The sequence below is a fragment of the Rhizobium sp. RSm-3 genome (assembly GCF_001854685.1).
Taxonomy (GTDB): Bacteria; Pseudomonadota; Alphaproteobacteria; order Rhizobiales; family Rhizobiaceae; genus Rhizobium; species Rhizobium ecuadorense.
Genome location: NZ_MAWZ01000002.1, coordinates 487,194 through 512,873, shown reverse-complemented (window position 1 = coordinate 512,873; position 25,680 = coordinate 487,194). Strand labels below are relative to the sequence as shown.

Annotated in this window: 23 protein-coding genes; 13 read left to right on the top strand and 10 right to left on the bottom strand. The window is 60.7% G+C overall.

What is annotated here, in order from left to right; translation table 11 throughout:
• The 3 genes from BBJ66_RS05570 to BBJ66_RS05560 form a co-directional block, all read right to left on the bottom strand.
• Nucleotides 1–1,020 (bottom strand): ABC transporter permease, encoded by a 1,020-nt coding sequence (locus tag BBJ66_RS05570; RefSeq protein ID WP_049733233.1) that lies wholly within the window; start codon nucleotides 1,018–1,020, stop codon nucleotides 1–3.
• Nucleotides 1,010–2,560: a sugar ABC transporter ATP-binding protein gene (locus tag BBJ66_RS05565; protein ID WP_071085517.1), complete on the bottom strand. Its 1,551-nt coding sequence runs from the start codon at nucleotides 2,558–2,560 to the stop codon at nucleotides 1,010–1,012. The genes BBJ66_RS05570 and BBJ66_RS05565 overlap by 11 nt, the downstream gene beginning before the upstream one ends.
• A 64-nt stretch (nucleotides 2,561–2,624) precedes the next feature.
• Nucleotides 2,625–3,638 (bottom strand): sugar ABC transporter substrate-binding protein, encoded by a 1,014-nt coding sequence (locus BBJ66_RS05560; protein WP_071085515.1) that lies wholly within the window; start codon nucleotides 3,636–3,638, stop codon nucleotides 2,625–2,627.
• Between the two features lie 361 nt (nucleotides 3,639–3,999).
• On the opposite strand from BBJ66_RS05560, the gene BBJ66_RS05555 reads away from it, so the two are divergent.
• The 5 genes from BBJ66_RS05555 (at nucleotide 4,000) to BBJ66_RS05535 (ending at nucleotide 9,027) form a co-directional block, all read left to right on the top strand.
• Complete coding sequence (locus BBJ66_RS05555; protein WP_071085513.1) at nucleotides 4,000–4,431, top strand: antitoxin Xre-like helix-turn-helix domain-containing protein; 432 nt, start codon at nucleotides 4,000–4,002, stop codon at nucleotides 4,429–4,431.
• Entirely contained in the window at nucleotides 4,428–4,910 is a 483-nt protein-coding gene (locus BBJ66_RS05550) for an RES family NAD+ phosphorylase (protein WP_071085511.1), read from the top strand. Before BBJ66_RS05555 ends, BBJ66_RS05550 begins: the two co-directional genes overlap by 4 nt.
• A gap of 263 nt (nucleotides 4,911–5,173) precedes the next feature.
• Nucleotides 5,174–6,259, top strand: a complete 1,086-nt coding sequence (locus BBJ66_RS05545) for a polysaccharide pyruvyl transferase family protein (RefSeq protein WP_071085750.1) — start codon at nucleotides 5,174–5,176, stop codon at nucleotides 6,257–6,259.
• A 20-nt stretch (nucleotides 6,260–6,279) separates the two neighbouring features.
• Nucleotides 6,280–7,806, top strand: a complete 1,527-nt coding sequence (locus tag BBJ66_RS05540; RefSeq protein ID WP_049733226.1) for a lipopolysaccharide biosynthesis protein — start codon at nucleotides 6,280–6,282, stop codon at nucleotides 7,804–7,806.
• Between the two features lie 129 nt (nucleotides 7,807–7,935).
• On the top strand, nucleotides 7,936–9,027 hold the full coding sequence (locus BBJ66_RS05535) for an acyltransferase family protein (RefSeq protein ID WP_071085508.1): 1,092 nt from the start codon (nucleotides 7,936–7,938) through the stop codon (nucleotides 9,025–9,027).
• A gap of 22 nt (nucleotides 9,028–9,049) precedes the next feature.
• Here the strand turns inward: BBJ66_RS05535 and pdxA are convergent, their stop codons facing one another.
• The 4 genes from pdxA to BBJ66_RS05515 all read right to left on the bottom strand — a co-directional run bounded on the left by pdxA (nucleotide 9,050) and on the right by BBJ66_RS05515 (nucleotide 13,632).
• Nucleotides 9,050–10,033, bottom strand: coding sequence for a 4-hydroxythreonine-4-phosphate dehydrogenase PdxA (pdxA, locus tag BBJ66_RS05530; protein WP_071085507.1), 984 nt, complete (start codon nucleotides 10,031–10,033; stop codon nucleotides 9,050–9,052).
• A gap of 14 nt (nucleotides 10,034–10,047) precedes the next feature.
• The gene (locus BBJ66_RS05525) at nucleotides 10,048–11,181 is read right to left on the bottom strand and encodes an iron-containing alcohol dehydrogenase (RefSeq protein ID WP_071085505.1); all 1,134 of its coding nucleotides are present in this window, start codon (nucleotides 11,179–11,181) and stop codon (nucleotides 10,048–10,050) included.
• A gap of 352 nt (nucleotides 11,182–11,533) precedes the next feature.
• Nucleotides 11,534–12,718, bottom strand: a complete 1,185-nt coding sequence (locus BBJ66_RS05520) for a sialidase family protein (RefSeq protein WP_071085503.1) — start codon at nucleotides 12,716–12,718, stop codon at nucleotides 11,534–11,536.
• Nucleotides 12,719–12,729: 11 nt separating this feature from the next.
• On the bottom strand, nucleotides 12,730–13,632 hold the full coding sequence (locus BBJ66_RS05515; RefSeq protein WP_049733221.1) for a dihydrodipicolinate synthase family protein: 903 nt from the start codon (nucleotides 13,630–13,632) through the stop codon (nucleotides 12,730–12,732).
• A 328-nt stretch (nucleotides 13,633–13,960) separates the two neighbouring features.
• On the opposite strand from BBJ66_RS05515, the gene BBJ66_RS05510 reads away from it, so the two are divergent.
• The 7 genes from BBJ66_RS05510 to BBJ66_RS05480 all read left to right on the top strand — a co-directional run bounded on the left by BBJ66_RS05510 (nucleotide 13,961) and on the right by BBJ66_RS05480 (nucleotide 21,487).
• Nucleotides 13,961–15,598: an ABC transporter substrate-binding protein gene (locus tag BBJ66_RS05510; RefSeq protein ID WP_071085501.1), complete on the top strand. Its 1,638-nt coding sequence runs from the start codon at nucleotides 13,961–13,963 to the stop codon at nucleotides 15,596–15,598.
• Nucleotides 15,599–15,725: 127 nt separating this feature from the next.
• Nucleotides 15,726–16,682 (top strand): ABC transporter permease, encoded by a 957-nt coding sequence (locus BBJ66_RS05505; RefSeq protein ID WP_049733246.1) that lies wholly within the window; start codon nucleotides 15,726–15,728, stop codon nucleotides 16,680–16,682.
• A 2-nt stretch (nucleotides 16,683–16,684) separates the two neighbouring features.
• On the top strand, nucleotides 16,685–17,644 hold the full coding sequence (locus tag BBJ66_RS05500) for an ABC transporter permease (RefSeq protein ID WP_071085499.1): 960 nt from the start codon (nucleotides 16,685–16,687) through the stop codon (nucleotides 17,642–17,644).
• The gene (locus BBJ66_RS05495; RefSeq protein WP_071085497.1) at nucleotides 17,641–18,648 is read left to right on the top strand and encodes an ABC transporter ATP-binding protein; all 1,008 of its coding nucleotides are present in this window, start codon (nucleotides 17,641–17,643) and stop codon (nucleotides 18,646–18,648) included. Before BBJ66_RS05500 ends, BBJ66_RS05495 begins: the two co-directional genes overlap by 4 nt.
• Nucleotides 18,648–19,640 (top strand): ABC transporter ATP-binding protein, encoded by a 993-nt coding sequence (locus BBJ66_RS05490; RefSeq protein WP_071085495.1) that lies wholly within the window; start codon nucleotides 18,648–18,650, stop codon nucleotides 19,638–19,640. Before BBJ66_RS05495 ends, BBJ66_RS05490 begins: the two co-directional genes overlap by 1 nt.
• Nucleotides 19,637–20,701: a four-carbon acid sugar kinase family protein gene (locus tag BBJ66_RS05485; RefSeq protein ID WP_071085493.1), complete on the top strand. Its 1,065-nt coding sequence runs from the start codon at nucleotides 19,637–19,639 to the stop codon at nucleotides 20,699–20,701. The genes BBJ66_RS05490 and BBJ66_RS05485 overlap by 4 nt, the downstream gene beginning before the upstream one ends.
• 21 nt (nucleotides 20,702–20,722) lie before the next feature.
• Nucleotides 20,723–21,487 carry a FadR/GntR family transcriptional regulator gene (locus BBJ66_RS05480; RefSeq protein WP_071085491.1) on the top strand — a complete coding sequence of 255 codons (765 nt, stop codon included), beginning with the start codon at nucleotides 20,723–20,725 and terminating at the stop codon, nucleotides 21,485–21,487.
• 55 nt (nucleotides 21,488–21,542) lie between these two features.
• Here the strand turns inward: BBJ66_RS05480 and BBJ66_RS05475 are convergent, their stop codons facing one another.
• Nucleotides 21,543–21,995, bottom strand: coding sequence for a DUF421 domain-containing protein (locus BBJ66_RS05475; RefSeq protein ID WP_049732633.1), 453 nt, complete (start codon nucleotides 21,993–21,995; stop codon nucleotides 21,543–21,545).
• Between the two features lie 10 nt (nucleotides 21,996–22,005).
• On the bottom strand, nucleotides 22,006–23,238 hold the full coding sequence (locus BBJ66_RS05470; RefSeq protein ID WP_071085489.1) for a protein-L-isoaspartate(D-aspartate) O-methyltransferase: 1,233 nt from the start codon (nucleotides 23,236–23,238) through the stop codon (nucleotides 22,006–22,008).
• 431 nt (nucleotides 23,239–23,669) lie between these two features.
• Here BBJ66_RS05470 and BBJ66_RS05465 point away from each other — a divergent pair, with 431 nt between their 5' ends.
• Nucleotides 23,670–23,936, top strand: coding sequence for a DUF2277 domain-containing protein (locus BBJ66_RS05465; protein WP_071085487.1), 267 nt, complete (start codon nucleotides 23,670–23,672; stop codon nucleotides 23,934–23,936).
• Between the two features lie 50 nt (nucleotides 23,937–23,986).
• Here the strand turns inward: BBJ66_RS05465 and BBJ66_RS05460 are convergent, their stop codons facing one another.
• On the bottom strand, nucleotides 23,987–25,285 hold the full coding sequence (locus tag BBJ66_RS05460; RefSeq protein ID WP_049732630.1) for a mechanosensitive ion channel family protein: 1,299 nt from the start codon (nucleotides 25,283–25,285) through the stop codon (nucleotides 23,987–23,989).
• Between the last annotated feature and the right edge of the window lie 395 nt (nucleotides 25,286–25,680).

The following is a 25,680-nucleotide window of genomic DNA, read 5'->3' as shown; positions in this document are numbered from 1 at the left end:
TCAGGCCTCCTGCCGGCGAAGCAGCGTGGTCGCGGAAACGACGATGAGAATGAGCACGCCCTGGACGCCGCTGACCAGCGTGCTCGATATGTTCAGCAACTGGAAACCGTTGGTGAGGAAGCCGACCAGCAGAGCCGAAAGCAGCGTCCCGGTGACCGTCGGAACCAGCCGGCGCGAAAAGACCGCGCCGAGCAGGGCCGTGACGACGACGGGCAGCAGCATCTCGCCGGAACCGGTCGTGCTGCCGCTCAGATAGGAAACCGACAGGATACCGGCTATGCCGCCGGAGATGCCGCTGGCGACGAAAGCGCCGGCGAGCAGGCGGCGAAGCGGCAGGCCGGCGGCACGCGCCGCATCCGGAAACTCGCCAACGGCATAAAGACGCAGGCCGATCGGGGTATATTGCACGATCGCTGTCGCAATCGCCGTGAAGCCGAGGAGCACGTAGGCAAGAACCGGTATGCCGAAAGGATCCGAAGCCGAAAGTGCCGATAGGAAGGGCGTCGAGGCCGGCAGGACGGTATTGCCGGTCAGCACCAGTTCCAGACCGGCGACGATATTCATGACGGCAAGGGTGGCGAGCAGCGGCACGATGCCGGCATAGACCACGGCAATGGCATTCACCGTGCCGATCAGCGCGCCGGTGAGAATCGATGCTGCGATCGCTGTCGCATCGCCATAGCCGAGTTGCGTCAGGCTGGCATAAACGGCGGCGCTGAGGCCCATATTGGCTGCCAGCGACAGGTCGATGCCGCCGGTGACGACATTGGAGCCGCCGGCAATCAGCACGACCGTCAGTCCAATGGCAAGCACGCCCGAGATGGCCGATTGGCCGAGCACGTTGCCGATATTGCCGATGCTGAGGAAATAGGGCGCGGTCAGCGAGAAGATCAACAGGATGGCGGTAAAAGCGATCAGCGATCCGAAGCGCAAAGCCGCAGCCGCAATATTGCCGGCCGGCCGGGCAGGCGATTCCCCGGCGGCAAAGCCGGAAGGCGCGAATTCCACTTCAGCCGACATGGCGCTGTCCCTCGGATGATCCGGTCGATTGCGCCAGCACGGCATCCGCACTGGTTTCCGACGATATGAATTCGCGCGCCACGCGGCCGCGGAAGAGCACGAGGATGCGATCGGTGATGCCGACGAGTTCGGGCAGATCCGAAGACAGCACGATGACGCCGGCGCCGCGCGCCGCAAGTTCGCCGATCAGCGTGTAGATCTCGACCTTGGAGCCGATGTCGACTCCAACAGTCGGCTCGTCGAGGAGATAGACCTCGGAGCGGCGGCTCAGCCATTTGGCGATGGCGATCTTCTGCTGGTTGCCGCCCGAAAGCGTGCGCAGCAGGGCATTCCGCCCATTGGTTTTCACCTGCAGACGGGTGATCAGTGCATCGACCTCGCTCTGTTCGCGTCTGCGATCGAGAAAGCCGAAACGCGTGAAGCGGGCAAGGCTTGAAAGGCTGATATTTTCCGCGACGCTGAGGTCGAGCGCGACGCCGTGACGGCGGCGATCTTCCGGCACCAGTGCGATCTCGCGGCCGGCCGCCTGCGTCGGGCTGGCAAAACGGGCAGGCTTGCCGTTGATGTCGATACGGCCGGAAGCCGGTGTCTCCAGCCCGAAGAGAGTGCGAACCAGCTCCTTTGCGCCGGAGCCGAGCAGGCCGGTGAGGCCGAGCACCTCGCCGCGGCGAAGCGTGAAGCTGATGTCGCTGTATTTTCCCGGCGCCGATAGCTGCTCGACCTTGAGGATCTCCTCGCCTGATGTGACCTGTGGCTTCGGAAACATCTCCTTGATGTCGCGCTCGACCATCAGCCGGGCAATCGCTGCGGCCGACGTCTGCCCGATCGGCAAGGAGGCGACATCCAGGCCGTTGCGCAGGACGGTGACGTGGTCGCAGAGTTTTTCGATTTCGTTCAGATAATGCGAGATGTAGATGATGGTGACGCCTTCATCGCGCAAGCGGCGGATCAGCCGGAAGAGGATATCGGCCTCGCGGGCCACCAATGCGGCCGTCGGTTCGTCGAAGACGAGCACCTTCGGCTGATTGAGGAGGGCGCGGGTGATTTGCACGATCTGCTTCTCGGCCGTCGACAATTCGCCGATCAGGGCGGCGTTCGGCAACCGGACACCGAAATAGTCGTTGAGAATATCGGATGCGCGGCGCTGCATCAGGCGGCGGTCGAGGAAGGGCGTGCCCGCTATCCGCGGTTCCCGGCCGAGGAACAGGGCTTCGCCGACGGTGAATGTCGGCACCAGCAGCCGGTCCTGGTGAATGAAGTGGATGCCGAGTTCTTCGGCAAGATGCGGCGTCAGCCTGTCGAATATCTGCCCTTCGATCCCGATCCGGCCGTCATCCGGCTGGTGAAGGCCGGCCAGCAGTTTGATCAGCGTCGACTTGCCGGCGCCGTTCTGGCCGACGAGACCGTGGATGGTGCCGCGCCTGACGATCAGCGACGCACCAGCCAGCGCCTGCGCACCGCCGAAATGCTTGACGATGCCTTCGAGGCGAATGATGTCGTCTGGCGCCGTCACCGGCGGGCTCAACGAATTGGCCGTCATATCGATCTTTCCGGGCGGGTAGATGTTGGACGATCCGGCACGGCCGGATCGTCCGTGAGCCTTGTCAGCCGATGCCGAGTTTCTTGGTGACTTCGCCGACATTGGCCTTGTTGGCGAGCAGCGCGGAAACATAGGTCTCGCGCGGCAGGGTCTGGCCGGCGAGCAGCTTGGCGACGTTGCGGATGGCAGTGCGGCCGATTTCGGCCGGCTGCTGCGCAACGTCGGCGCCGGCCGGCGAATTCGGATCGGCGACGAGTTGCAGCACCTCAGGACTGCCGTCGACGCCGTAGGTGCGGATCTCGCTACGGCCGGCAGCCGCCAAAGCCTGGGTTGCGCCAAGCTGCGGAATATCCCAGGCCGACCAGATTGCCTTGATCGAACCCTTTTCCGGATATTTGTTGAGAATTGCGGTGATCTGCGTGAAGGCGTCCTGCACGGTATTCGGGATCACGTCGCGCAATTCCGGCTCAAGGATTTTCACCTTCGGAAAATATTTGACGACATTGACCAGCTGGTCGTAGCGGATCGCGCAAGGGGTGACGCCGTAGAAGCCGTTGAAGACGACGATATTGCCTTCGCCGCCGATATCGGAGACGAGCTGCAGCGCCAAATCCTTGCCGATGCCCCAATTGTCGGAGGTGGTGTTGTTGATCGAATTGGTCGAGCCGACGTCGACGGTCAGAACCGGGATGCCGGCATCACGCGCCTTCTTCAGCCAGGGGTCGATAACGCTGAGCGTGCCGAGGATTTGCACGATCGCATCCGGCTTCTGGGCGATCAGCGTCTGCAGCTGCGAAACCAGCTTGCCGTCGTTGCGCCCGGCATCGACGGCGATCGGCTCGCCGCCGAGGCGCTTCACCTCTTCGATCTGGGCGTTATAAGCCTGCAGGTCGAAGAAATGATCGGTGCCGGTGGCGCTGATAGCGATGCGCTTGCCTTTCAGCGACGGTTCTTCGCCGGCTGCCAGAACCGTTTTTTGCCCGACAAGCGAAGCGCCGGCGACGGCGACCCCGGCCGCTGCGGACAGTTTCAACAGGTCTCGTCTTCCGAAGCGGCTTCCGGACTTTTCGATGCTCATGACCATTCTCTCCAATTAAGTTATTTCTATAAATTAAGTAGACTAATTAGAATGAGGAGAAAGGAATTTCCAAAAAGGCGCTCTCTGAGAAAAAGACTGGGTGGATCACAAGCTCGTTCATGGCCGGGGTTTGCCGCAAACGATCGATGGCACGTGGTAGGGGATCATGCCGGCAATCCCGCAGGCCTTGTTCAAGCTATTCGTTAATCGTCTCGCCGAGTTCGGAAAGATCGATGTCTTGGGTGCCGAACCGCCAGTCCGGACTTATAATCCGTCTCCATCGGCAGCTCAGCAAACGATGCACTTGATCATCGGTCCACTTGAGACTAAATATAACCTCAAGTGAAAAGGAGCCACTGTCATGATGGGATTTGCTGTCGTTGCCGACGTTCTCGGACTGCCTGCCAGGGAACCGGCGTCGCGTTCGGCCTTCGGCCTGCTCTCCAGCATCGAGGCGGGATTGCCGGTCAAGGCGCTTGACCGCATGGCGCTGCTTCTGGCCCCAAGCGACGCCCAGTTCAAATATCGGCTCGTTCCCAAGGCCACCTATGAACGGCGCAAGTCCAAGCATCGGCTCTCCTCCGACGAGGGCATAAGGCTCGCCCGTCTCGCGCGTGTCTGGGGGCTGGCACTCGATGTCTGGCAGACCGAGGCCGAGGCGCGCGATTTCCTGTTTCGCCCGCATACGATGCTGGAGGACAGGCGGCCGATCGACGTCGTCATCCAGAGCGAGATCGGCGGCGAGCTCGTGCTCGATATCCTTGGAAGCCTGAAATACGGCAGCGCTGCGTGAGCGCACAGCTTCTTGACCGTACGCTGACATCCGTCCGTATCGGAGATCCGAACGGAACCTACCCGATCTTCGATGCCACCGGCTCGACCATCGCGCCGGGGCGGTGGAACACGTCAGGCAGCCCGATCATCTATACGAGCGAGCACTATTCGACGGCGCTGCTCGAAAAGCTCGTCCATGGCAGCGGCAGGCTGCCTCCCAATCAGCATTACGTCACGATATCAATGCCGCGCGGGCTCAGCTACGAGATCTTCTCCGAGCCGGCGCTGCCGGGCTGGGACAGCATGCCGGCCGGCGTCAGCAAGGTTTTCGGCGAAAAGTGGTGCCAGGAAAAGCGCAGCGCCATCCTGCTGGTGCCGAGCGTCGTTGCCCGGGTCGATCGCAACGTGCTGATCAACCCGGCCCATCCGGAATTCCCATCGATCACGGTCAGCCTCCACCAACCCGTCTACTGGGACCGCCGGTTGTTCGGCATGTGATCAGCTCAATTTTTCGCGATCTCTCTTCGGGCATCAATGCCGCGACCTCCTGCCCTCGCTGCCAGGCACGGCGGCCTGGTCATGCTCCCGCACTCCTTTCGACCGTTGCAATCGCCCGGAGCGCGCAAGGTCCAAATCTCGTTCTCATTTGCCTTAAGAAGTAAGGCAAATTTGGTGCGTGGCTATGACGCACGGCAGTCCAATTGACTCCTAAACTTGGGCATGTAATTGCTGATCCAATTTTGAAAATGCAAGTAGAATATATGTATCATCTCGGCGAAGTTGTAATACGGCGACTGCAGGAAAAGTTGATTAGATCGGTAAGGAAATTTGTTAGTAGAGGGCAGCCTTACGTTATAATGGATTTTCCATCCACTAAAGATCCCGGCCACCACGCAAGTTGGCTGGGATTGGCAAAGGTATTGCAGGAGGTAACAGGGCGCCTGCCGGTACTTACCGGCGGCTCTCTTCAAAGTATTAACGAGATAAAATCCACGCCCGGCGACGCTCCAATATTCATTTGCGGCTGGTCAGACTTCGGAGATGCGCGGACCGGACGAGAAGATATTCGCTATCGGCTGGCGTGCAAATATCCGGATCGAACCATCATTCAGATGCCTCAAACAATCGATTTCGCCAACGAGGCACTGATGGAGTACGCGAAGCGCACGATCGGGAGGCATCGCAAATTTTTCTTTATGACGCGCGACGAGCAGAGTTTCGAGCTGGCAAAAGCGAACTTCGATTGCGATGTCGAGGCTGGGCCGGACGCGGCATTCGGTATCGACCTGCTTAAACCGTTCGAAGCCGATCCTCTCAGGGCATTATATGTCATGCAGCCTTTTGGAGAGGACGACGTCGACATAACTGACGCCCGAGCGATCGTTGGCGGACCCCTTACCAATTGGATCAACGGTCCGGATAATTTGTCGCGCCTGCGCAAGGCGAGTGTCGTCAAGGCCGTAATGCGGCGTGGCTTTAGCCGTTCCGAGATGGTGGCCCAACATTACGAGGATGTCGCTGCTCGCTATGTCGATTATGGCGTGAAGATGCTATCCGGCGCGCAACGGATTATCACCAACCGCCTCCATGGTCATACTCTTTGTCTTTTGCTCAATAAGCCGCATGTCGCGGTTGCGAGAAACGGAAGCAGGCTGCACGACTTCATCGGTAGCTGGACCGGCGACACTTTGCTGGTGGAGAAAGCGACAAATGCCAGTGAGCTTTTGGCGGCCATGTCCCGCCTCCCGTATGAGATGAACGGCACCTGGTACAAGTCGAGTAGACCGATAGATCTGCGTCCCGGTCTTCCCGCCCCGGATCTCGTCCCTCATCCCTCTATAGTTTGATTCCCTGTAGGAGCTCAGTTTTGTCGGTTGTACGAGACGATGATATTCTATTCAGCCATGTCAATAAGAACCGATCCGCCGCAGCCGTAACGGGTGCCTTCTGGTCGGCGATGAGCACGCTCATTCCGACAGTCCTCACCTTCGCAGTTTTCGTGGTGACGTCTCGAGTCCTCCAGCCTCAGGATTTCGGTCTTGTTGCGCTGGCATTCAGCATCGTGTCGTTTGCCGGCAGTTTTGGACCGACCGCATTTGGTGAAGCAATCATACAGCGATCCGAAATAAGGCGAAGCCACCTCGATACGATATTTATGCTTTCGCTTGCTTTTTCATTCTTGGTCTATGGCGTTTTGTGTGTCGCCGCTTCGCCCATCGCGGCCTACGTGGGACATAAGGAAATCACGTCCCTTATCTACATCATGGGACTGAAGGTGTTCTTCGACTTCACGGCCGTCGTTCCGAATGCGATCGTCAACAGGAAGATGTCATTCCACCTCGTCGCCGTCCGGACTGTTATCGCCACAATTACTTCTGGTTGTATTTGCCTTGTTTTGGTTCTCGCGGGTTTCGGCTTGTGGGCGCTTGCGATTGCCCAGATCGCGGCCACGGCGGCATCATGCGGCGCTGCTTTCTGGGGTGCAGGGTGGTCGCCCGGGCTTCACGTGAAGAGAGAAAGCCTGAACGATCTGCTGCACTACGGCTTTTTTGCATCCGGCACTCGGTTCTTACAAACGATGAGCTTGGACAATTTGATCATCGGCGTGCTCCTGAGCCCGTCAGCGCTCGGTATCTATAATTTCTCGAAGCGTTTGTTCGATATGATCAACAACGTCATCGCCGGGGGCTTAACATCGGTCACACACGTCTTGCTGTCCTCGTTGCGAACCGATCCGAAGAAGGTTCGAGAAGCATTTTTGATGGCGACGTTTGGCTGCGCCCTGGTTTCCTACCCCGTCTTCATCGGCCTTGCCGCAGTTGCCGGCGATGCGATCACGACAATTTTCGGTGCGCATTGGATCGAGGCCGTTTGGCCGGTTCGGTTCTACTGCGTTATCGGGTTGATGGCTGGGATCGGCTACGTGCAGGCATCCTTGATCAAGAGCCAGGGGGAGATGGATTGGTGGTTCTACTACCAGCTGGCACGAAATCTCCTCACGCTCGTGACGATCGCAGTTCTTTATCCTTTCGGCGTCACAATAGTTGTTTTCGCGATTATGATCGAAGTTCTGTTGTTTTGGCCAATCACCAGCTGGAAGGTTTCGCGCCACATCGAGCTGAGTGTCGGGGCCTATCTGATGCAGTTTCTTCGGCCCAGCTTGGCTTGTGCAGGAATGGTCGCTGTGGTTTTGCTCCTGCATGAATCGCTCATTCATTGGTCCCCCTATCCACGTCTGGCCGTGGAAATCGTCGCCGGCGGAATTGCATATTGCTGCCTGATCTTTGTTCTGTGCAGATCTCATCTCAATGTCTTGATCGGCAGCATAAAGCAGGTACGACAGCGCAAAACCAACAGGGACGAGCTTGTCGACCCTGTGGCACATCAATCGTGATATCGGGGCTCCTCCGCAGACCAGCCTTGCGGAGGAGCCACTGATGCGCAAAGTGGTCGGCACGGATGTCAGTTTCAATCCACCGCATCTGAACGCCGCTCAGGCACAAGCGAATAGGATATCGATCAGATGACCAGTCTCGACCGCGGTTATTCGCCATCGACGATTGACGCCGCAGAAGTCTCGAATCCCGACCGCAGCCGTTACTATTCCCTGGATGCAATGCGCGGCTTTGCCGCGATCTGTGTTGTCGCCACACATTTCCAGGAACGATATGCCCCGTCGGCCTATCTGGCGGTCGACTTTTTCTTCGTACTCAGCGGGTTTATTATCGCCGAGATTTATGGAAAACGGCTTGCACGTGGCCTGCCGTTCCCGGCGTTCATGGCGGCTCGAATCAAGCGCCTTTATCCGCTCTATTTGATCGGAATTTTGGTCGGTCTCGTACAGATCATATTGTTAACAGGCTGGGGTCTGAGACATCAGAGCGTCATTGACCTGTTGGCGTCGACCGTTGCCAACGGGATTTTTCTGCCCAGCCCGATGTATTTCCTTCAAACCAACCCAATGCAGGGTATGTTTCCAATCAATGGCCCTGCATGGTCGATGTTCTGGGAGCTGTTGGTAAACATAGTCTTCGCGCTATGGCTCTTCCGGCTCTCTGTCCGTGCCCTTTGCCTCGTCGCTTTGGTTTCAGCTGCGCTTTTGGCCTTTGTGGGTCTTAAGTACGGTGTGTTGAATATCGGCTGGGAATGGCCTTCCGCAATAGGTGGTCTCCCAAGGGTCATGTTTTCATTTACTGCAGGGGTCGTGATCAGCCGTCTATTCGGTGGCATGCCGGCCTGGAGGAAAGGTTGGACAGCGATCCTGCCGTGCCTTCTTCTGATGATTTTCATGGCCGCGCCGGTTCCTTCCCTCATGCGGCCTTATTACGATCTGATGTTCGCGATGGCCCTGGCGCCGCTCATCGTGATGCTTGGCCTCTTTCTGGAGATGCCTGGAAAAGCCGAGAGGTTGGCGACGTGGGTGGGCTATATCTCCTACCCCGTCTACATTCTGCACCGCGGTGTGATCGGTGTTTTCAAGCCAGTCGCCGGGTCGGTCGGATTGAGCGGCCCTCTCGCTTTTTTCGTGCTTCTCAGCGCGGTCGTGTGTTTCGCTTACGGAACGGCTCGTCTCGTAGACAAAACCATGACCATGCGGGCTCGGCCAGCTCGATAAGCCGTCAACGGATCTCGTCTGATTATGCGCTCTGCCGCGGCGAGCGCGCCATCAGCCGGGCATAGGCGATGGCCGAGAGCATGTTGACGTGGTTGGCCTTGCCGGTGCCGGCAATGTCGAAAGCGGTGCCGTGGTCGACCGAGACGCGGTCGATCGGCAGGCCGAGCGAGACGTTGACCGCCGTCTCGAAGGCGACGAGCTTGATCGGGATATGGCCCTGGTCGTGATATTGGGCGATGACGAGGTCGAAGGCGCCGTTATAGGCGCGGGCGAAGACCGTATCGGCCGAGATCGGGCCGACGACGTCGATGCCCTTTGCCTGCGCCTGCTCGACGGCGGGTGCCAGGAATTCCGTGTCCTCGGTGCCGAACAGGCCGTTTTCGCCGCAATGCGGGTTGAGACCGGCAACGGCGATGCGCGCCTTCTTGCCGAGCCGCAGGAAGTGCCGGTGGCCGGCCTCGATGGTGGCGAGAACCCGCTCCGTCCTCGCGCGCTCGATCGCCCCCTTCAGCGAGATATGGGTGGAAACATGTATGGTGTTCAGCCGCTCGGAGGCAAGCAGCATGAAGGAACTCTTCGAGCCGGTGAGATGGGCGAGAAGCCCGGTATGGCCGTCATGGTGATGGCCGGCAAGGTTCATCGCTTCCTTGTTGATCGGCGCAGTGACGATGACATCGGCTTGCCCTGACATGGCGAGGTCGACGGCGCGGGTGATATAGCGCACCGAGGCATCGCCGGCGACCGGGCTGACCTTGCCGATTTCGGGCAGGGCCGCACTGAGTGCGACTTCATCGACGGCGATCCTGTCGCCGCCGGCATGGGCAGGACCGAATTTCAGGCCGGCGCCGGTGGCGCGGTCGGCGCGCTCCAGCGCTTCGACATTGCCGACGATGACGAAGTCGCGGCGCTCTTCTTTGGGAAGGGCCGCCAGGGCCTTGACGATCACCTCGGGGCCGACGCCGGCGGGATCACCAAGCGTCACGGCGACTTTCGCATTCCTGTCCATCGTCAAAATCCCTTCTAGAACGCGGCTGCGTAGATCGAGCGAATATCGGCGCGCGTCAGATCGCGCGGATTGTTGTCGAGCAGACGGCGGATGGCAAAAGCGTCGTCAGCCATGGCGTCGAGATCGCTTTCCGGCACGCCGAGCGCGGAGAGTTTCATCTCGATGCCGAGTTCGGCGCAGAAAGCGTAAGCCGCATCGAAGACGGATGCGATGTTGTCGGAGGTCCGGCGCCCGAGCGCCTCCATCACCGTTTTCGTCTTCTCAGGGGCCGCCGGCGTGTTGAAGGCAAGCACATGCGGGAAGATCAGCGCATTGGCCGCACCATGCGCCACATGCCAGCGCGTGCCGAGGGGGTAGGCAAGCGCATGGCCGCCGGCGGTGTTGACCGGGCCGAGGCAGAAGCCGCCGTAAAGCGAGGCGAGCGACAGGCCGGCGCGCGCTTCAGCGTCGTTGCCGTCCTTGACGGCGCGGGCGAGATATTTGCCGACCAGCCGCGTTCCCTCGATCGCATAGATGTCGACCATCGGATGGGCCTTGCGGTTGGTGAAGGCCTCGACGCAATGGGCCATCGCGTCGACGCCGGTGGCGGCCGTGGTGCGCGCCGGCACGGTAAAGGTCAGGGCCGGATCGATGACTGCGATGTCGGCCAGCATGTGCAGGCTTTCGACCGCAAGCTTGGCCATCGTCTTGGGATCGGTGACGAGCGCGCGGATGCCGGCCTCGCTGCCGGTGCCCGAGGTCGTCGGCACCTGGGCGAGTGCCGCCTTGCGCGGCCCATGCACCTTGTTCGGGCCGACGACGTCATGCAGGGTCTGCGCGGAGCCGGCAAGAACGGCGGCAAGTTTTGCCAGGTCCATGGCGCTGCCGCCGCCGAATCCGACGATCAGCTCGGCGTCGGCGCCGTTCGCCGCCGCGAGCACCTTTTCGAGGTTGGCCGTATCCGGCTCGGGCGTCACTTCGGCAAAGACCGTCACCTCGCCCTTCAATTCCAGCACGTCGATGCGTGAGGCGTTGAAAGCATCGGAGATGACAAGCGTGCGCCGATAGTCCTTTTCGGCAGCCCATTTGCCGAGCTTTCCCGCCGTGCCGATGCCGAATTCGATCAGATGCGGCCGAACGATCGTGATCGGCGAATCCAAGCTGGCCATGAACCAGTCCTCCCTGCAAGATCTTGCGGCAACAATTTCGTCGCCCTCTTTATTGTAAAGTTGTAAGATCAATGTCAAGCCGGCATTCCAAGGTACGGAAATTTTTATCGTCCGATATGTGGTCGCTTATGTCCTCGATGAAGCGGTAGTGTGTTATTATATATAATGATATCAGCGTATTAGAGAAAATTATCGAGGGGGATACTTTTCGGGCGCGAAGGGTCTGGCCGCCATTCGCCGGCGCACGCCTCTTGTCAATTTCTTGTCGCCTGGTCGGCTCAACGAAGGCGGGGCCTGCATCCTTTCGCGCGCGATCGGATGCAGGTTTACAATCTTCCGGCTGCCGCGTCGCTTACGGCAGCAATTGCGAGGCGAGGCGCACATATTTGATGGCGCGCCGGTAATAGGTGTAGGCGATATGGAGCGTGCCGTCGCCGCCCTGGATGATCGAGGGATAGGAGAATTCGCGGTTCAGCGAATCCTTGGAATTGTTGCTGAGGCAGAAGCCGTCACCGGTATCGAGATCGATGCGATAGGGAAAACTCCTGGCCCCATCCTTCGAGATTGCAAGGCTGAGCGGTGCCCGCGGAACGCCCCAGATCGCCTTGCGGCCGACATCGGCGACAATAACGGCCTCCGAGGCCTCGTCCCCCTCGATTTCGTCGTAGAGAGATTGGCGCCGCGCATCCGAGGTACTTGCATTCGAATGGTTGTAAACCATTGCGATTGCTCCATCATTCAGCACGGTTGCCTGGATCGAGGAGTTGTTGTTCGGCAGTTCGGTCGGCTCGGGCGCGCTCCAGCTCTCGCCGCCATCGGACGATCGGCTGGATAGAATGTTTTCGGCGAAACGGTTGCGGTAGAAGGCGATCATATCGCCGCCGCCGAGCGGCAGGATATTCATGTGCACGGCGCCGATGCTGTCGGGAATATCGCGCATCTGCCAGCTCGCGCCGCCGTCGCGCGAGATCAGCACCGCAGCCGTATCGGCATCACCGCTCCAGCGCTGGCCGCTAAGGCCGACGCAGCGGAAGACCGGCAGCAGCCAGTCGCCTCTGCCGTTGACGACGATCTGCTGGCGAACAAAGGTGCCGGGGCTGTCGCAGAGGATGCGAACCGGGCCGAAGCTTTTGCCGCCGTCATCCGATATCCGGCATTTGACAATCGAGCCATCCTGGTTGCCCGAGGTCTGCGAGGTATAGAGCAGCCACGTCTTTCCGTCCGGGGCGTTGAAAATCAATGGGTTCTGCTCGGATTTCTCGGGATCGTCGCTCATCTTTTCCGGCTCGGACCAGCGCTCGGAGCCGGGCGCCAGCCGCGACATGTAAATCGAAATATCGCCCATGCCCTCCATCGTGCCGCCGAACCAGACGCAGTTCAGCGTACCGTCGAGCAGAAAGGCGAGATTGGCTGCATGGTTCTGGATGCAGGGCGAAGGCAGATAGGCATCGGCGCGCCCTTCGACTGAAGAGTGAGGGGCAACGATCCCGGTCATCAAAGCGGGCACGGCTTCCGAAGGCAGGCCGGTAAAACTCATGGCGGATCTCCTCAAGGCAGCTTGGCGTAGCTTTCGGCGAGCGCGGCATAGTCCGTCTCATCAAGCGGCAGCAGCGGCGCGCGCGTGCGCTTCCAGGCGGGATTGCCGGTCTTCAATCCCACCATTGCCTTGATGGTCGGGATCTGGACATAGGAATTGGAAAGCGTGCGATAGGCGTTGATGCGTGCTTGCGCCGCCTCGACCTCGGCGGCACGCGCCTCGTCATGGACATGGTCGTAGATGGTGCGCAGCGAATCCGCCACCAGATTGGAGGTCGCCGTGATGCAGCCGGCGCCGCCGGCCTTCATCAGCGGCAGCAGCAGCGGATCGGCGCCGGCCAGGACCGAGAAACCGGGATGGGCTGCGATGATGGCCTGCATGTTATTGAAATCGCCGGCAGATTCCTTGATTCCGACGACCGTTTCCGGGAAGGCCGCAATCAGCCGGCCGATCAGCGGAATGGAGAGCGGCACGCCCGAGACCTGCGGAATATGATAGAGGATGACCTGCAGGCGCGTGTCGGCGACCTTTTCCAGAACTTGCGAATAGGCGGCGAAGAGGCCGTCGTCGGAGACGCCCTTGTAATAGAAGGGCGGCAGCATCACCACCTTGGTGACGCCGAGCGACAGGGCGTGCCGCGTCAGTTCCACGGTCTCCGGAACGGCGACGACGCCAGTCCCCGGCAAAAGCCTGTCGGCCGGAATGCCGGCCTTCACAGCTGCCTCCAATATGGCGCGGCGCTCGGCTCCGGAGAAGGAATTGGCTTCGCCCGTCGTCCCGAGCAGCGCCACGCCATGACATCCCTCGGCCAGCAGCCGCCGGCAGTGATCGGTGAAAAGGGTGAGGTCCGGCGTATTGTCTGCCGTCAGCGGCGTTGCGGCCGCGCTGAAAACGCCTGTGATCCTGTGGCTCATTCCGCCCTCCTCGGTGCGTCCTGTCTTTTCCGGTGCGCGTTCGAACCGCACGGCTGCACGGGCAATTGTCATTCGTCTGTCGCGATGGATTGCGAAAAGCTTTTCCATTGCAGCGCTTTTGTCAAGAAGACAAAATGCGTTCATTCCGGATTGAAAAATTATCTATTTGTTATCGTTATGATATTTTTCGCCATAAATTTTGTTGCAACAAAAAATGCGATTTTTTGTTGACATATTTACAATAACGAGAGAACGATATGGGACGGATTGTGCTGCGCCTGGCAGGTGCAGGGAGAGCGCTGCCGAATTCACCGTGGGAGGGAATGCCATGTCTTTTGATCAATCTGAAAAAACCAATCTATCGCGCCGCAACGCGCTGAAGCTCGGTCTTGCGGCCGGCGTCGGCCTCACCGTGTTCGGGATGAATGCCCGCATCGTGATGGCCGATGAAGGCCAGGTCCTGAAGGTCGCGCATCCGGCCTTCGACCAGGACTGGTCGCCGCTGCGCGGCGGCGGCAGGACGTTCCGCTGGAATTCGATCTGGTGGGCGGCGCCGATGTATTTCGACAGCCAGGGCAATATCACGCCTTACGTCTTCGCCAGCTGGGAATCGGCCGACAACACGGTGTGGACCTTCAAGATCGATCCCAAGGCCGTCTTCTCCGATGGCAGCAAGATCACCGCGGCCGACGTCAAGGGATCGTGGGAAGTCGCCTCGATGCCGAACACCAAGAGCCAGCGCGCCGACCAGGTGCTGAGCAAGGTCAAGGGTTACGCCGAAATCGCCGCCGGCTCCGGCAACGAGTTGACCGGTGTGGCGACTCCTGATGAGGGAACAGTCGTGGTGACGCTCGCCGCTGCCGATCCGATCTTCTTCATGCGCCTGGCAAACCACATCGCGCCGATCACCAAAGCGTCGCAATCGCGCGGCAGCGACGGCGAGGAAATCATCGACTGGTATAAGCCCGAAAACAAGCCGGTCTTCTCCGGCCCCTTCAAGCTGACGAGCATCGATATCGATGCCGGCAAGATCACATTCGAGCCGAATGAGAACTTCTTTGGGTCGAAGCCGAAGCTTGCCCGCATCGACATCACCTCGATCGAGGACAATGTGACGGCGACCTCGCTGATCAAGTCCGGCGAGTTCAACGCCCATACCGAGCTCGTCACCTCGACGATCATCCAGGATCTCGGCCCGGAATTCTCGGCCGGCCCGCTGATCCCGACCAGCCAGCACTTCTGGTTCAACATCTCCCGCGCGCCGATGGACGATCCGAAGGTCCGCCAGGCGCTGATCATGGCGGTCGATCGCGACGGCCTGTTCAAGGCGTCCTATCCCGATGGGCCGCACAAGAAGGCCGATCAGATCCTCAATTCGGTTCCCGGCGCCGACAATTCCGGCTTCGAACCCTTTCCCTATGATCCGGCAGCCGCCAAGAAGCTGCTTGCCGAATCGAGCTATGGCGGGCCCGAGCGCCTGCCGAAGATCCTGTTCGTCGGCATTTCGGCGCCGGCCATTCAGGCCGCCGCCCAGTTCATCGCCGAGCAGTGGCGCCAGAATCTCGGCATCACGGCCGTCGACATGAAACCGCAGCAGGACGCCTATGCCGGTCCGGATCAGAACTCGGTCCAGATCTTCCGCGACGACGTCGGCACCCGTGTTCCCGATGCCGTCTCCTATCTGGCGGGCAGCATCGCCTCGACCTCGTCGAACGCGCAGAACAAGCTCGGTGGATACAAGAACGACAAGGTCGACAGCGCCCTTGCCGAAGCGGCGACCAAGGCTGCGGACGATCCGCAGCGCATCTCTCTCGCCCAGGCAGCCCAGAAGGCGTTCCGCGAGGATTGGGCCTTCATCCCATGGTATTCTCAGGCAATGTCGCGCTGGGCCACCAAGGAGGTCAAGGGCATGGAGAAGAACCTCGACTGGCAGATCGCCGAACCCTGGAACATTTCCATCGGCTGATTGGGCCTATCGTTTCTGGCGATAAACGCGCGAAGGCCGCAAGGTCTTCGCGCAAATTTCAAGAAGAGATGCGATCGGCTGCGCTTTGCCAAAGCCGGGCCGCATCGACAACAGGTGGGAGGTGGCCTTGCTGCGCTACGTGCTAACCCGGTTTGCCATCTGGATTCCATCCGTTCTGGTGGTGATGCTGGCGGTCTACGCGCTGGCCTTTTATGGCGCCGGCGATCCGATCAAGCTGATCTTCCTGCGCGCGCCGGGCGACGTCGCCTATAATCCGCAGCGCATCGAAGCCATCCGCGAAAGCGCCGGCCTCAACAGGCCCTTCATCGAGCAATTCGGCCTTTACATCTGGAACCTGCTGCACGGCCAGTTCGGCAACTCGCTGACTTCCGGCCGCGCCGTCTGGGCAATGGTCTCGGCCGCGGCCCCGGTTTCCTTCCAGCTTGCCCTCTGTTCCGTCATCCTGACGACCATCGTCGCGATCCCGCTCGGCATGATCGCGGCGCTGAACCAGAATTCGCGCCTCGACTACGCCATTCTGGGCTCCGCGCTCTTCCTCTGGGCGATCCCGGCCTATGTCGCAGGTCCCTTGCTGATGGTCGGCCTCATCGTGCTGCTGCCGGGTGCGAGCGTGCCCTATGGCTGGGGCGGCATCTTCGATGTGCGCATCCTGCTGCCGCTGCTGGTACTTTCCTTCCAGCCGATCGCGCTGATCGTGCGCCAGACCCGGGCCGCCGTCATCGAGGTGCTGTCGGAGGATTTCGTCCGCACCGCCCGCGCCAAGGGCGTGCCCGAGATCGTCGTGGCGCTACGCCACATCCTGCGGCCGGTGCTGACGCCTGTGGTGACGCAGCTCGGCCTGATCATGATCACCATCGTCAACGGCGCGATCTTCGTCGAACTGGTCTTCGGCCTGCCGGGTCTCGGCCGGCTGACGGTGCAGGCGCTGATCAATTCCGATTACCCCGTCATCCTGGCGATCACGCTGATCGGATCGTTCCTGGTGATGGTGTCGAACCTTTTGGTCGACGTGCTCTATCCGCTGCTCGATCCACGCGCCAATGATGCAAGAAGGAGCCGCTGACCATGTCCGCAATTCCTCTTTCCACCCCTGAAACCATCGAGGAGCAGCCGGTCAACCTGTGGCGCGACGCCTGGTATCGGCTGAAGCGCAACAAGCTCGCCGTCTTCGGTCTCGTCATCGTGCTGATCCTCGCTTTCACGGCGATCTTCGGGCCTTACCTGACGCCCTATGACTATCTCGGCCAGGACCTCAACGCCCGCAACGCGCTGCCGTCGATGAGCCATCTCTTCGGAACCGACGATCTCGGCCGTGACGTCTTCAGCCGCGTGGTCTTCGGCACGCGGACCGCTTTCCTCGTTGCCGTCATCGTCACCTTCTTCGCGGTGCTGATCGGCCTCACGCTGGGTGCCGTGGCCGGTTTCTTCGGCAATCCCTTCGATCGCGTCATCATGTGGCTGACCGACGTGACGATGTCGGTTCCCAACCTGCTGCTCGTCGTCGTCATCAATGCGTCGCTGAAGTCGCCGATCACCCGCTGGATGGAGGCGCGTTACCTTGAGACCCTCAATCCCTTCTACCGCCAGACGATCTGGGTGGATTTCATCCTCGTCTTCGGCTCGATGGCGCTGATCTCCTGGCCGCCTTACGCCCGCCTGGTGCGCGCCCAGGTCCTGTCGATCCGCAGCCGGCCCTATATCACCGCGGCCCAGGCGCTCGGCCTGTCGAACTGGGTCATCATCAAGCGTTATGTCGTGCCGAATGCGCTCGGGCCGCTGATCGTCTCGGTCAGTGCCGGTCTCGGCACGGCGATGGTGCTGGAAAGCGCCTTCAGCTTCCTCGGCGTCGGCGTCAACCCGCCGACTCCCAGCTGGGGCAACATGATCTCGGACGGCCTTCGCGTCTGGCAGCATTATCCGCATCTTCTCGCCGCTCCGGCCGCCGTGCTCGGCCTTGCCTCGGTTGCCTTCAGCTTCCTCGGCGACGGCCTCAACGACGCGCTGAATCCGCGGGGCAGCAAATGATGGACACGCAAAACACAGAACGCCTGCTCGATGTCAGGAACCTCACCGTCGAGATCGATGGCCGCAACGGCCCGGCTGTCGTCGTCGACGGCATCGATCTCCATGTCGACAAGGGCGAGACGCTCGGCGTCGTCGGCGAATCCGGCTGCGGCAAGAGCCTCACCATGCTGAGCCTGATGCGGCTCCTGCCGAACAAGATCAAGGTCGCCAAGGGAACGGCGACCTTCGACGGCCGCGACCTGCAGACCATGTCGAATGGCGAGCTGCGCAAGGTGCGCGGCGGCGATATCGGTTTCGTCTTCCAGGACCCGATGACCTCGCTCAATCCCGTCATGCGTGTCGGCGATCAGATCTGCGAGCCGCTGATCTATCACCGCAAAATGAAAAAGGCGGAAGCCCGCGCCCGGGCCGTCGAACTCCTGCGCCTGGTCGGCATTCCCGGTCCCGATGAGCGGCTGCAGGCATTTCCGCATGAACTATCAGGCGGCATGCGCCAGCGCGTGATGATCGCGATCGGCCTTGCCTGCAATCCGAAGCTGCTGATCGCCGACGAGCCGACCACGGCGCTCGACGTCACCATCCAGGCCCAGATCGTCGATCTGGTGAAGGATCTGCGCGCCAAGCTCGGCATGTCCGTCGTCTGGATCACCCATGATCTGGCGTTGATCGCCGGCCTCGTCGACCGTGTCGCCGTGCTTTATGCCGGCACGGTCGTCGAGGATGCGCCGGTCGATGAGCTCTATGCCCGCCCGAGCCATCCCTATACGCGCGGCCTGCTCTCCTCGATCCCGAAACTGTCCGATCCGCCGGCAAGCCGGTTGAGCTCGATCGGCGGCACGCCGCCGGAGCCGGGGCGCCGGCCGAAGGGCTGCCCGTTTGCGCCGCGCTGCCCGCTCGTCGAGGCGATCTGTCACGAGAAGGTACCGCGGCTCGAACCCTTGAGCGGCAGCAGCAATCACCGCGCCGCCTGTTTCGTCGTTCAGAGAATGCAGGAGGCCGCGTGATGGCTGCTCAACCGCTGCTCAAGGTCGAAAACCTCGTCAAGCATTTCCACGTCAAGCTCGGCGCCTTCGGTGAGCGCTCGGCGACCGTCTATGCCCTCGACAATGTCGATCTCGATATCATGGAGGGCGAGACGCTGAGCCTCGTCGGCGAATCCGGCTGCGGCAAATCGACGACCGGCTTCACCATCCTCAACCTCTACAAGGCGACCAGCGGCAGGGTCGTTTATAAGGGCCAGGATCTCGCCATGCTTGATGAAAAGCAGATGCGGCCCTTCCGCCGCGACCTGCAGATCGTCTTCCAGGATCCCTATTCGACGCTCAATCCGCGCATGACGGTGGGCGAGGCGATCGGCGAGCCGATCCTCTTTCACAAGCTCTGCACCAAGGGCGAGCTGAAGGAGAAGGTGGCGGCGCTGCTGACCGATGTCGGGCTGCCGACACGTTTTGCCCAGCGTTACCCGCACGAACTCTCAGGCGGCCAGCGCCAGCGCGTCGTCATCGCCCGGGCGCTTGCCTGCCAGCCGAAATTCATCGTCTGCGACGAGGCGATCTCGGCGCTCGACGTGTCGATCCAGGCGCAGATCATCAACCTGCTGCTCGATCTGCAGGAAAAATACGGACTGACCTACCTCTTCATCGCCCATGACCTGGCGGTGGTGCGCCATATCAGCACCCGCGTCGGCGTCATGTATCTCGGGCGGCTGGCCGAGCTTGCCAGCCGCGAGGAACTGTTCGACAATCCGCTGCATCCCTATACCCGGGCGCTGCTGTCGGCCGTTCCGGAAACCGATCCGGAACATGAGCGCACCCGCCAGCGCCAGATCCTGCAGGGCGATGTGCCGAGCCCGCTGAACCCGCCGTCCGGCTGCCGTTTCCACACGCGCTGCCCGATCGCCATGGATGTCTGCAGCAAGGTCATCCCTGTCTGGAAGGAAGCCAAGCCCGGCCATCTCGTCGCTTGCCACGCGGTCAATACGGAGCAGATCGCATGACGCTGAAGGCCGCGATCATCGCCGACGATCTGACGGGTGCGCTCGATACCGGCACGCCCTTCGTCTCGGCCGGCCTGTCGGTCGCGGTCGCCGTCGATGTCGACGCGGCGCAGGCTGCGATCGCCACCGGCTGCGATGTCGTCGTCGTCAATACCGCCTCGCGCGCGCTTGGCGAGCACGAAGCCGCCGAAAGGGTGCGATCGGCGACGAAGGTGTTGCGTGATGTGAGGCCTGCCGTCGTCATGAAGAAGATCGACTCCCGGCTGAAGGGCAATGTCGCGGCGGAAAGCCTGGCGCTGGCGGATGCGCTCGGCCTTAGGAATATCCTGGTGGCGCCCGCCATTCCCGATCAGGAGCGCCTGACCTACCGCGGCTGCGTTGTCGGCCGGGGTGTCGACAGGCCGCTGCCGATTGCCGATCTGTTCGCGGGCCGCGGGGATAATGTTGTCGTAGCCGATGCCGAGAATGATACCGATCTCGATCAGATCGTCGAGGGTCATGTCTGGCTGACGACGCTTGGCGTCGGCGCGCGCGGCCTCGGCGCGGCCTTCGCCCGCCGGCTCGGCGAAACCGGGCAGCGGCCGGTGACGGAATTTACGGCGACCCCGCGCACGCTGTTTGCCTTCGGCTCGCGCGATCCAATCACCTCCGCCCAGATGAACCGGCTCGAAGCCTCGGGCGCCTTGCGTATGGTGGTGGATGCCCCGATGGGGCAAATCGAATGCGGGGAGGGCCTGGCGCTGCCGGTGCTGCTGCGCTGCAGCGGCGAAATGGCGGCCGATGCGGCGCTCGTCGCCGGTGATTTTGCGGCAGGCGTCAAAAGGGTGATCGACGATACGAGACCCGATATGCTGATGGTCGGCGGCGGCGATACGGCGCTTGCGGTTTTCCAGGCGCTTGGTGTCAGAGTGCTCATGCCGAAGGGCGAGATCGAGGCCGGCGTCCCCTGGTTCGATGTGACGGGCGCCGACTGGCGGTCTTTTCGGTGCGCTGTCAAGTCGGGGGGCTTCGGTAAGCCGGATAGTTTGTTAAAACTGGTTCTTCGGAATCAGGCGGCATAAGATACCGCCGGGGAGAATGACGTGGTTGAAGTGAACGGCGAATCTTTGAAGGCGGAAGCCGGCCCGCCGGGCAAGCCGGAGCGCGGCAAGGCCGTCAAACTGGTCGACCGTGTCTTCGACCAGCTGCTCGAGCGTATCCGCGGCGGGAACTATCCGCCGGATTCGCGCCTGCCCGGCGAACATGAACTTGCCTCGATGCTGGGTGTTTCCCGTCCGATCGTCCGCGATGCGCTGGCCCGCCTGCGCGATCAGGGCATGGTCTATGCGAGGCAGGGCGCCGGCACCTTCGTCAGCGCCCATGGATCACCGACGACGCAGCTCGCCTATTCGCCGGTCAAGACGATCGCCGATATCCAGCGCTGCTACGAATTCCGCCTGACCATCGAGCCAGCCGCCGCCTATTTCGCCGCCAAGCGCCGCAACGAGCAGGCGATCCAGAAGATCGCCAGCGCCCTTGCGGATCTGCGCGAGGCGACCAGCCATCAGCTTCACCGCACCGATGCCGATTTCATCTTCCACCGCGCCGTGACCGAGGCAGCCAACAATCACTATTACACGGCTTCGATCGATGCGCTGAAGGCCCATATCGCCGTCGGTATGCATCTCCACGGCCTGTCGCTGCTTGGACCCCGCCAGGGGCTGGAACAGGTCTATGAAGAACATAACGCCATCTACAAGGCGATCGCCGACGGGCGTGCCGATGATGCGCAAAGGCTGATGAGGGCCCATCTGGAAGGCTCCCGCGACCGTCTGTTCGAAGGCAGGGCGCTCGACCTGTCCTTCTGAGGCAGATCGGCGCTTTCCCTCAGGTGGCACACGCAGGGCGAGAGTTCCCCTGTTGTCAGCCGGATTTCTGCTTCTTGATGATGCTGATGTTGCCGCTCACTTCGAGGATCGCAAATTTTATCTCCGTCACGCTTTCGATGCCTTCCTGGCTTCGGGCCGCTTGCATGACATCTTCCTTCTGCAGGCGGGCTCCTTTGAGCGCGCCTTCGTCGTAGACGCCGTCCGTTACCAGGACGGTTGGAACTCCATCGATGATATGCGCTGCGCGCGGCCACCACCTCTTCACATAGGAGAGGCCGATGTCGGTGGTAAACAGCGTCAGGATCAGGATGATGGCGTTGGTGATGGAGAAGTCGTCGCCCAGCATCGCCTGCTGCGTGGTTTCGGAGATAACCAGCACGATGACCAGGTCGAACGGCGTCATCTGCGCCAACGTCCGTCTTCCCGACAAGCGGATGATCACGAGCAGCGTGAAATAAATTGCCAGTCCGCGGAATACTGCGTCCACCGTGCCGCCCTCATGGAAAGATGAACGTGGATTGGGTATGGACCTCTCGGCCCATGCCGATGGTGGCGCGATGAGCGCCGGGGAGCTGCGTCTGCAGCCGGAACACGATCTGTGTCGGTCCTGCCGGATCGGCCGGGAAGATGTAACCTATCCGGCCCTCGCGCGCGAAGGTCGCCTTCTGGGGCGGGTCGATGCCCTGAACCGAGAAGGTTTGAAGAAAGGCGGCATCGATCGTGAAGACCCTGTCTTCGGATGACGCCGTGAAATTCACCGTCATATCCTCGGGAGCATTCCATCGGGAGATGACGGGAAAGTCCACGGACCCGTCGGACAAGAGGAATGTTTGCCGCGAAAACGGCCCGCCTCTTCCCAGTAAACCCATCAAGCAGGTCGCCAGAAGAAGCGTGAAGATGATCCAGGAAAGACGTTGAACCGCCCAGAACCGTTGCTGGAATTCGGTATGGTCAAGCACGCCTTCGGGCAGCGCAGGCAGTTTATGCATTTCTCCCATGCCCTCTGCCTGTGCGTTCGGCGGAGAATCTGCGCCGGACGCAAAAGTTCCCGGCGATAAGGGCACCGTTGCCGTGTACATCGGATGTGCGGCAGTCCAGGCGTCTTCCCCGATCAGCGGAACGAAGACCACTCCGCCGAGATCGTCTTCCTCGAAAGCAGCGGCCCCGGTGCGCGTGACGCGTTTCAGGCGCTGCTCCTGGCCGCGGCCGACCGGGATGACGAGCCGCCCTCCGAGGCCCAACTGCTCCTTCAAGGCGGACGGTACTTCGGGTGCTGCCGCAGAAACGATAATGGCATCGAACGGGGCGGCTTCCGGCCAGCCCTTGCTGCCGTCACCCACGCGAACGTCAATGTTGTCGTATCCAAGCGTCTCGAACCGTTCTCTGGCCTGAAGCGCCAGCCTTTCATGGCGCTCGATGGAATAGACCTGTCTCGCGATCCGGCTCATCAGGGCTGAGGCGTAGCCGGAGCCCGTCCCGACCTCGAGCACTTTGTGGCCGGCTTTCAGATCGGCTTTTTCGAGCATCAGAGCGACGATGAACGGCTGAGAAATCGTCTGGCCTTCGCCGATCGACAGCGGCGCATCCTCATAGGCGAATTCCTCGAAGCCTGGAGAGACGAATTTTTCGCGCGGCACCGTGCGCATCGCCTCGATAACGCTGCGATCGCCAATGCCACGTCGCATCAGCTGGTGCTCTACCATGCGATCTCGGCTTTGCGTCATATCCATGGATCGGCTCCACTGTCGCCGGTTGTGCCTTGGGGCAAGCTTCTCGGCCGGGCAGACGATGGACAACAAGGGGAGGGTCCCGTCATTCCGATGCGTTGCTCGGTCCATGTGGGGAACTTAGTGTGAAGAACGAAGTTCGACAGGCATATGCAAACCAGTAAATACCATTCCCTGAGGCGTCTGTGTCCACGAACCCAATCATCAATGAACCGGTCGAAGAGCGGAGATACAGCTGTGGCCGGGGCAGGAGACTGCCGGGTGGAAGTGTGCGGACATCGGGATCGACCACCTGTCGCCCTTCGGCGTGGCCTCCAGAGACGCTGGAAGATCGCCTTGGCGAAACGGTTGTTTGTCAATCACACGCACGCGACTACTTTATGTGAAATTATCGCTCCTCTCCGTAGACTTGAGGAGACGAACGGGAGCAAGTCATGTGCAGAAATATCAAACCGCTATTCAATTTCGATCCGCCGGCGACGGACGAGGAGATTCATGACGCCGCGCTTCAGTTCGTTCGCAAGTTGAGCGGAACCACCAAGCCGTCGAAACGCAATGAGGCGGCGTTCGAGCAGGCGGTCATGTCGATCGCCAAATGCGCCCACGAACTGCTCGGTTCGCTTGAGACCTCCCAACCGCCTCGTGATCGGGAGGAAGTTGCCGCAAAGGCGCGGGCGAGAACAGCGATCCGCTTCGCGTAAGAGAGCTCTTCGGCTATAAGGTCTGCAGACACCGCACATTCTCGTCGCGGTTAGTCCTCGCGCGACCGCTTGATCTCGACAGGCGTCTTCATGATGATTTCCCGATGTGGGAACGGGATGGAAATGCCGGCTTGTTTGAACGCGTCCCAAAGCGCCATCAGCACCTGGCCCCTGACATTCGTCAGGCCGTTTGCGGGATCGGAGATCCAGAAGCGGAGCCGGAAATCCAGCGATGAAGCGCCAAAGCAGGTAAGCCAGCATACCGGCGCCCTGTACTCGTTGGCGACGCGATCCACCGTCGAGGCGGTCGCGATTGCGATCCTGACGACCTCATGCGGGTCGCTGTCATAGGCCGTGCCGAAGTCGACATCGATCCTGACGTAGTCACTGGAGAACGACCAGTTGACGACCTGCTGGGAGATGAAGTCCTCGTTGGGGATGAGGTATTCTTTGCCGTCACGCGTGATGACCGAGACGAACCGCGAGCGCAAATCGCGGATGGAACCGAAAGTATCGCCGAGCGTGATCGTGTCGCCCGGCTTGATGGATTTGTCGAGGAGGATGATGATGCCGGAGATGAAGTTCGATACGACCTTTTGAAGGCCGAACCCTATACCTACGCCAACCGCGCCGGAAAAAACGGTCAATGCGGTGAGGTCGATGCCAGTCGCTGATAAGGCAATTGCGCCGGCGATCACGATCAAGCCGATTTTTATAAACTTGCTGATCAACACTTTGATCGATGGCGAAAGGTCGCCCGACCTCTGCACCCAATGGGAAAGGACATTGCCGACGAGAACCGCGACCCAGATGAGCGCGACGGCCAAAACGACGACTTTTAGCACAAGAAGGAGTGAAAGGCGCACTGCCCCCAGATTGACTGCCAGCCCATCGAGCGCGGAGAGCACGGGATCGTCAAGCCGGAGTGCGTACAGCGCGACATAGCTCCAACTGAAGATTGCAACGAAACGCGACAAGGTGGGATTGCGGATAATCTTGGTCAGAACGGAGATGATGAACCACGCCGCCGTCAGCGTCAGGGCGGTCGAGACCAGCCACCGTCGCGACGGCCAGGTCGTTTGAGTCAGCACGACGTTTGCAAGCCATAGCCACACCGCAAGGAAGAGCCACTTCAAGCGGCGCATGAAAGCGATTATGACGCGCAACAGGTCCGGGTTGCCTTTGATGCGTCTCGCTTTCGATTCCAATGCAGGTTCAGTGCGCGATGCTAGAAAGGACGCTGCGACGTAACCGACGGCGATGATCCCGAATTGGTAAAACGTCCATTCGCTCAACACGAACGTTCTCAGCCACTGTTCGAACACGTCGATTGTCTGCCTGACGTCCATGGTCCTGGCCTTTAGGGAGCTTCAAGGCAGATAAGGCGTCGACACGAGTTTTGTTCAATTCACCCCCGGGGATAGCGGTGATCGAGCGACTGCCTTTGGCTGCTTCAGGGAAAGGTGGCCAGCAGTTCGCATGTGGGTACGGCCGCACCTGCCAACTTTGCCGCAGCGATGGTCGTCCGACAGTTCCGATGACGGCAATCTCGCCGAGCCATCTGACGCAGATCATCCGTGCAAGAGAGCGACAAGCGATATCGGTATCTCGACCGCGAAAAAATCCATCGCCGCACCGATAATCACCGCCCACACGACGATCAGGAAAATGAGCGCTGCAATCCTGATTTCTACTGGTTGCATTATCTGCCCCATCCCAGCATATGCGTCCCCCCGGACAAAGG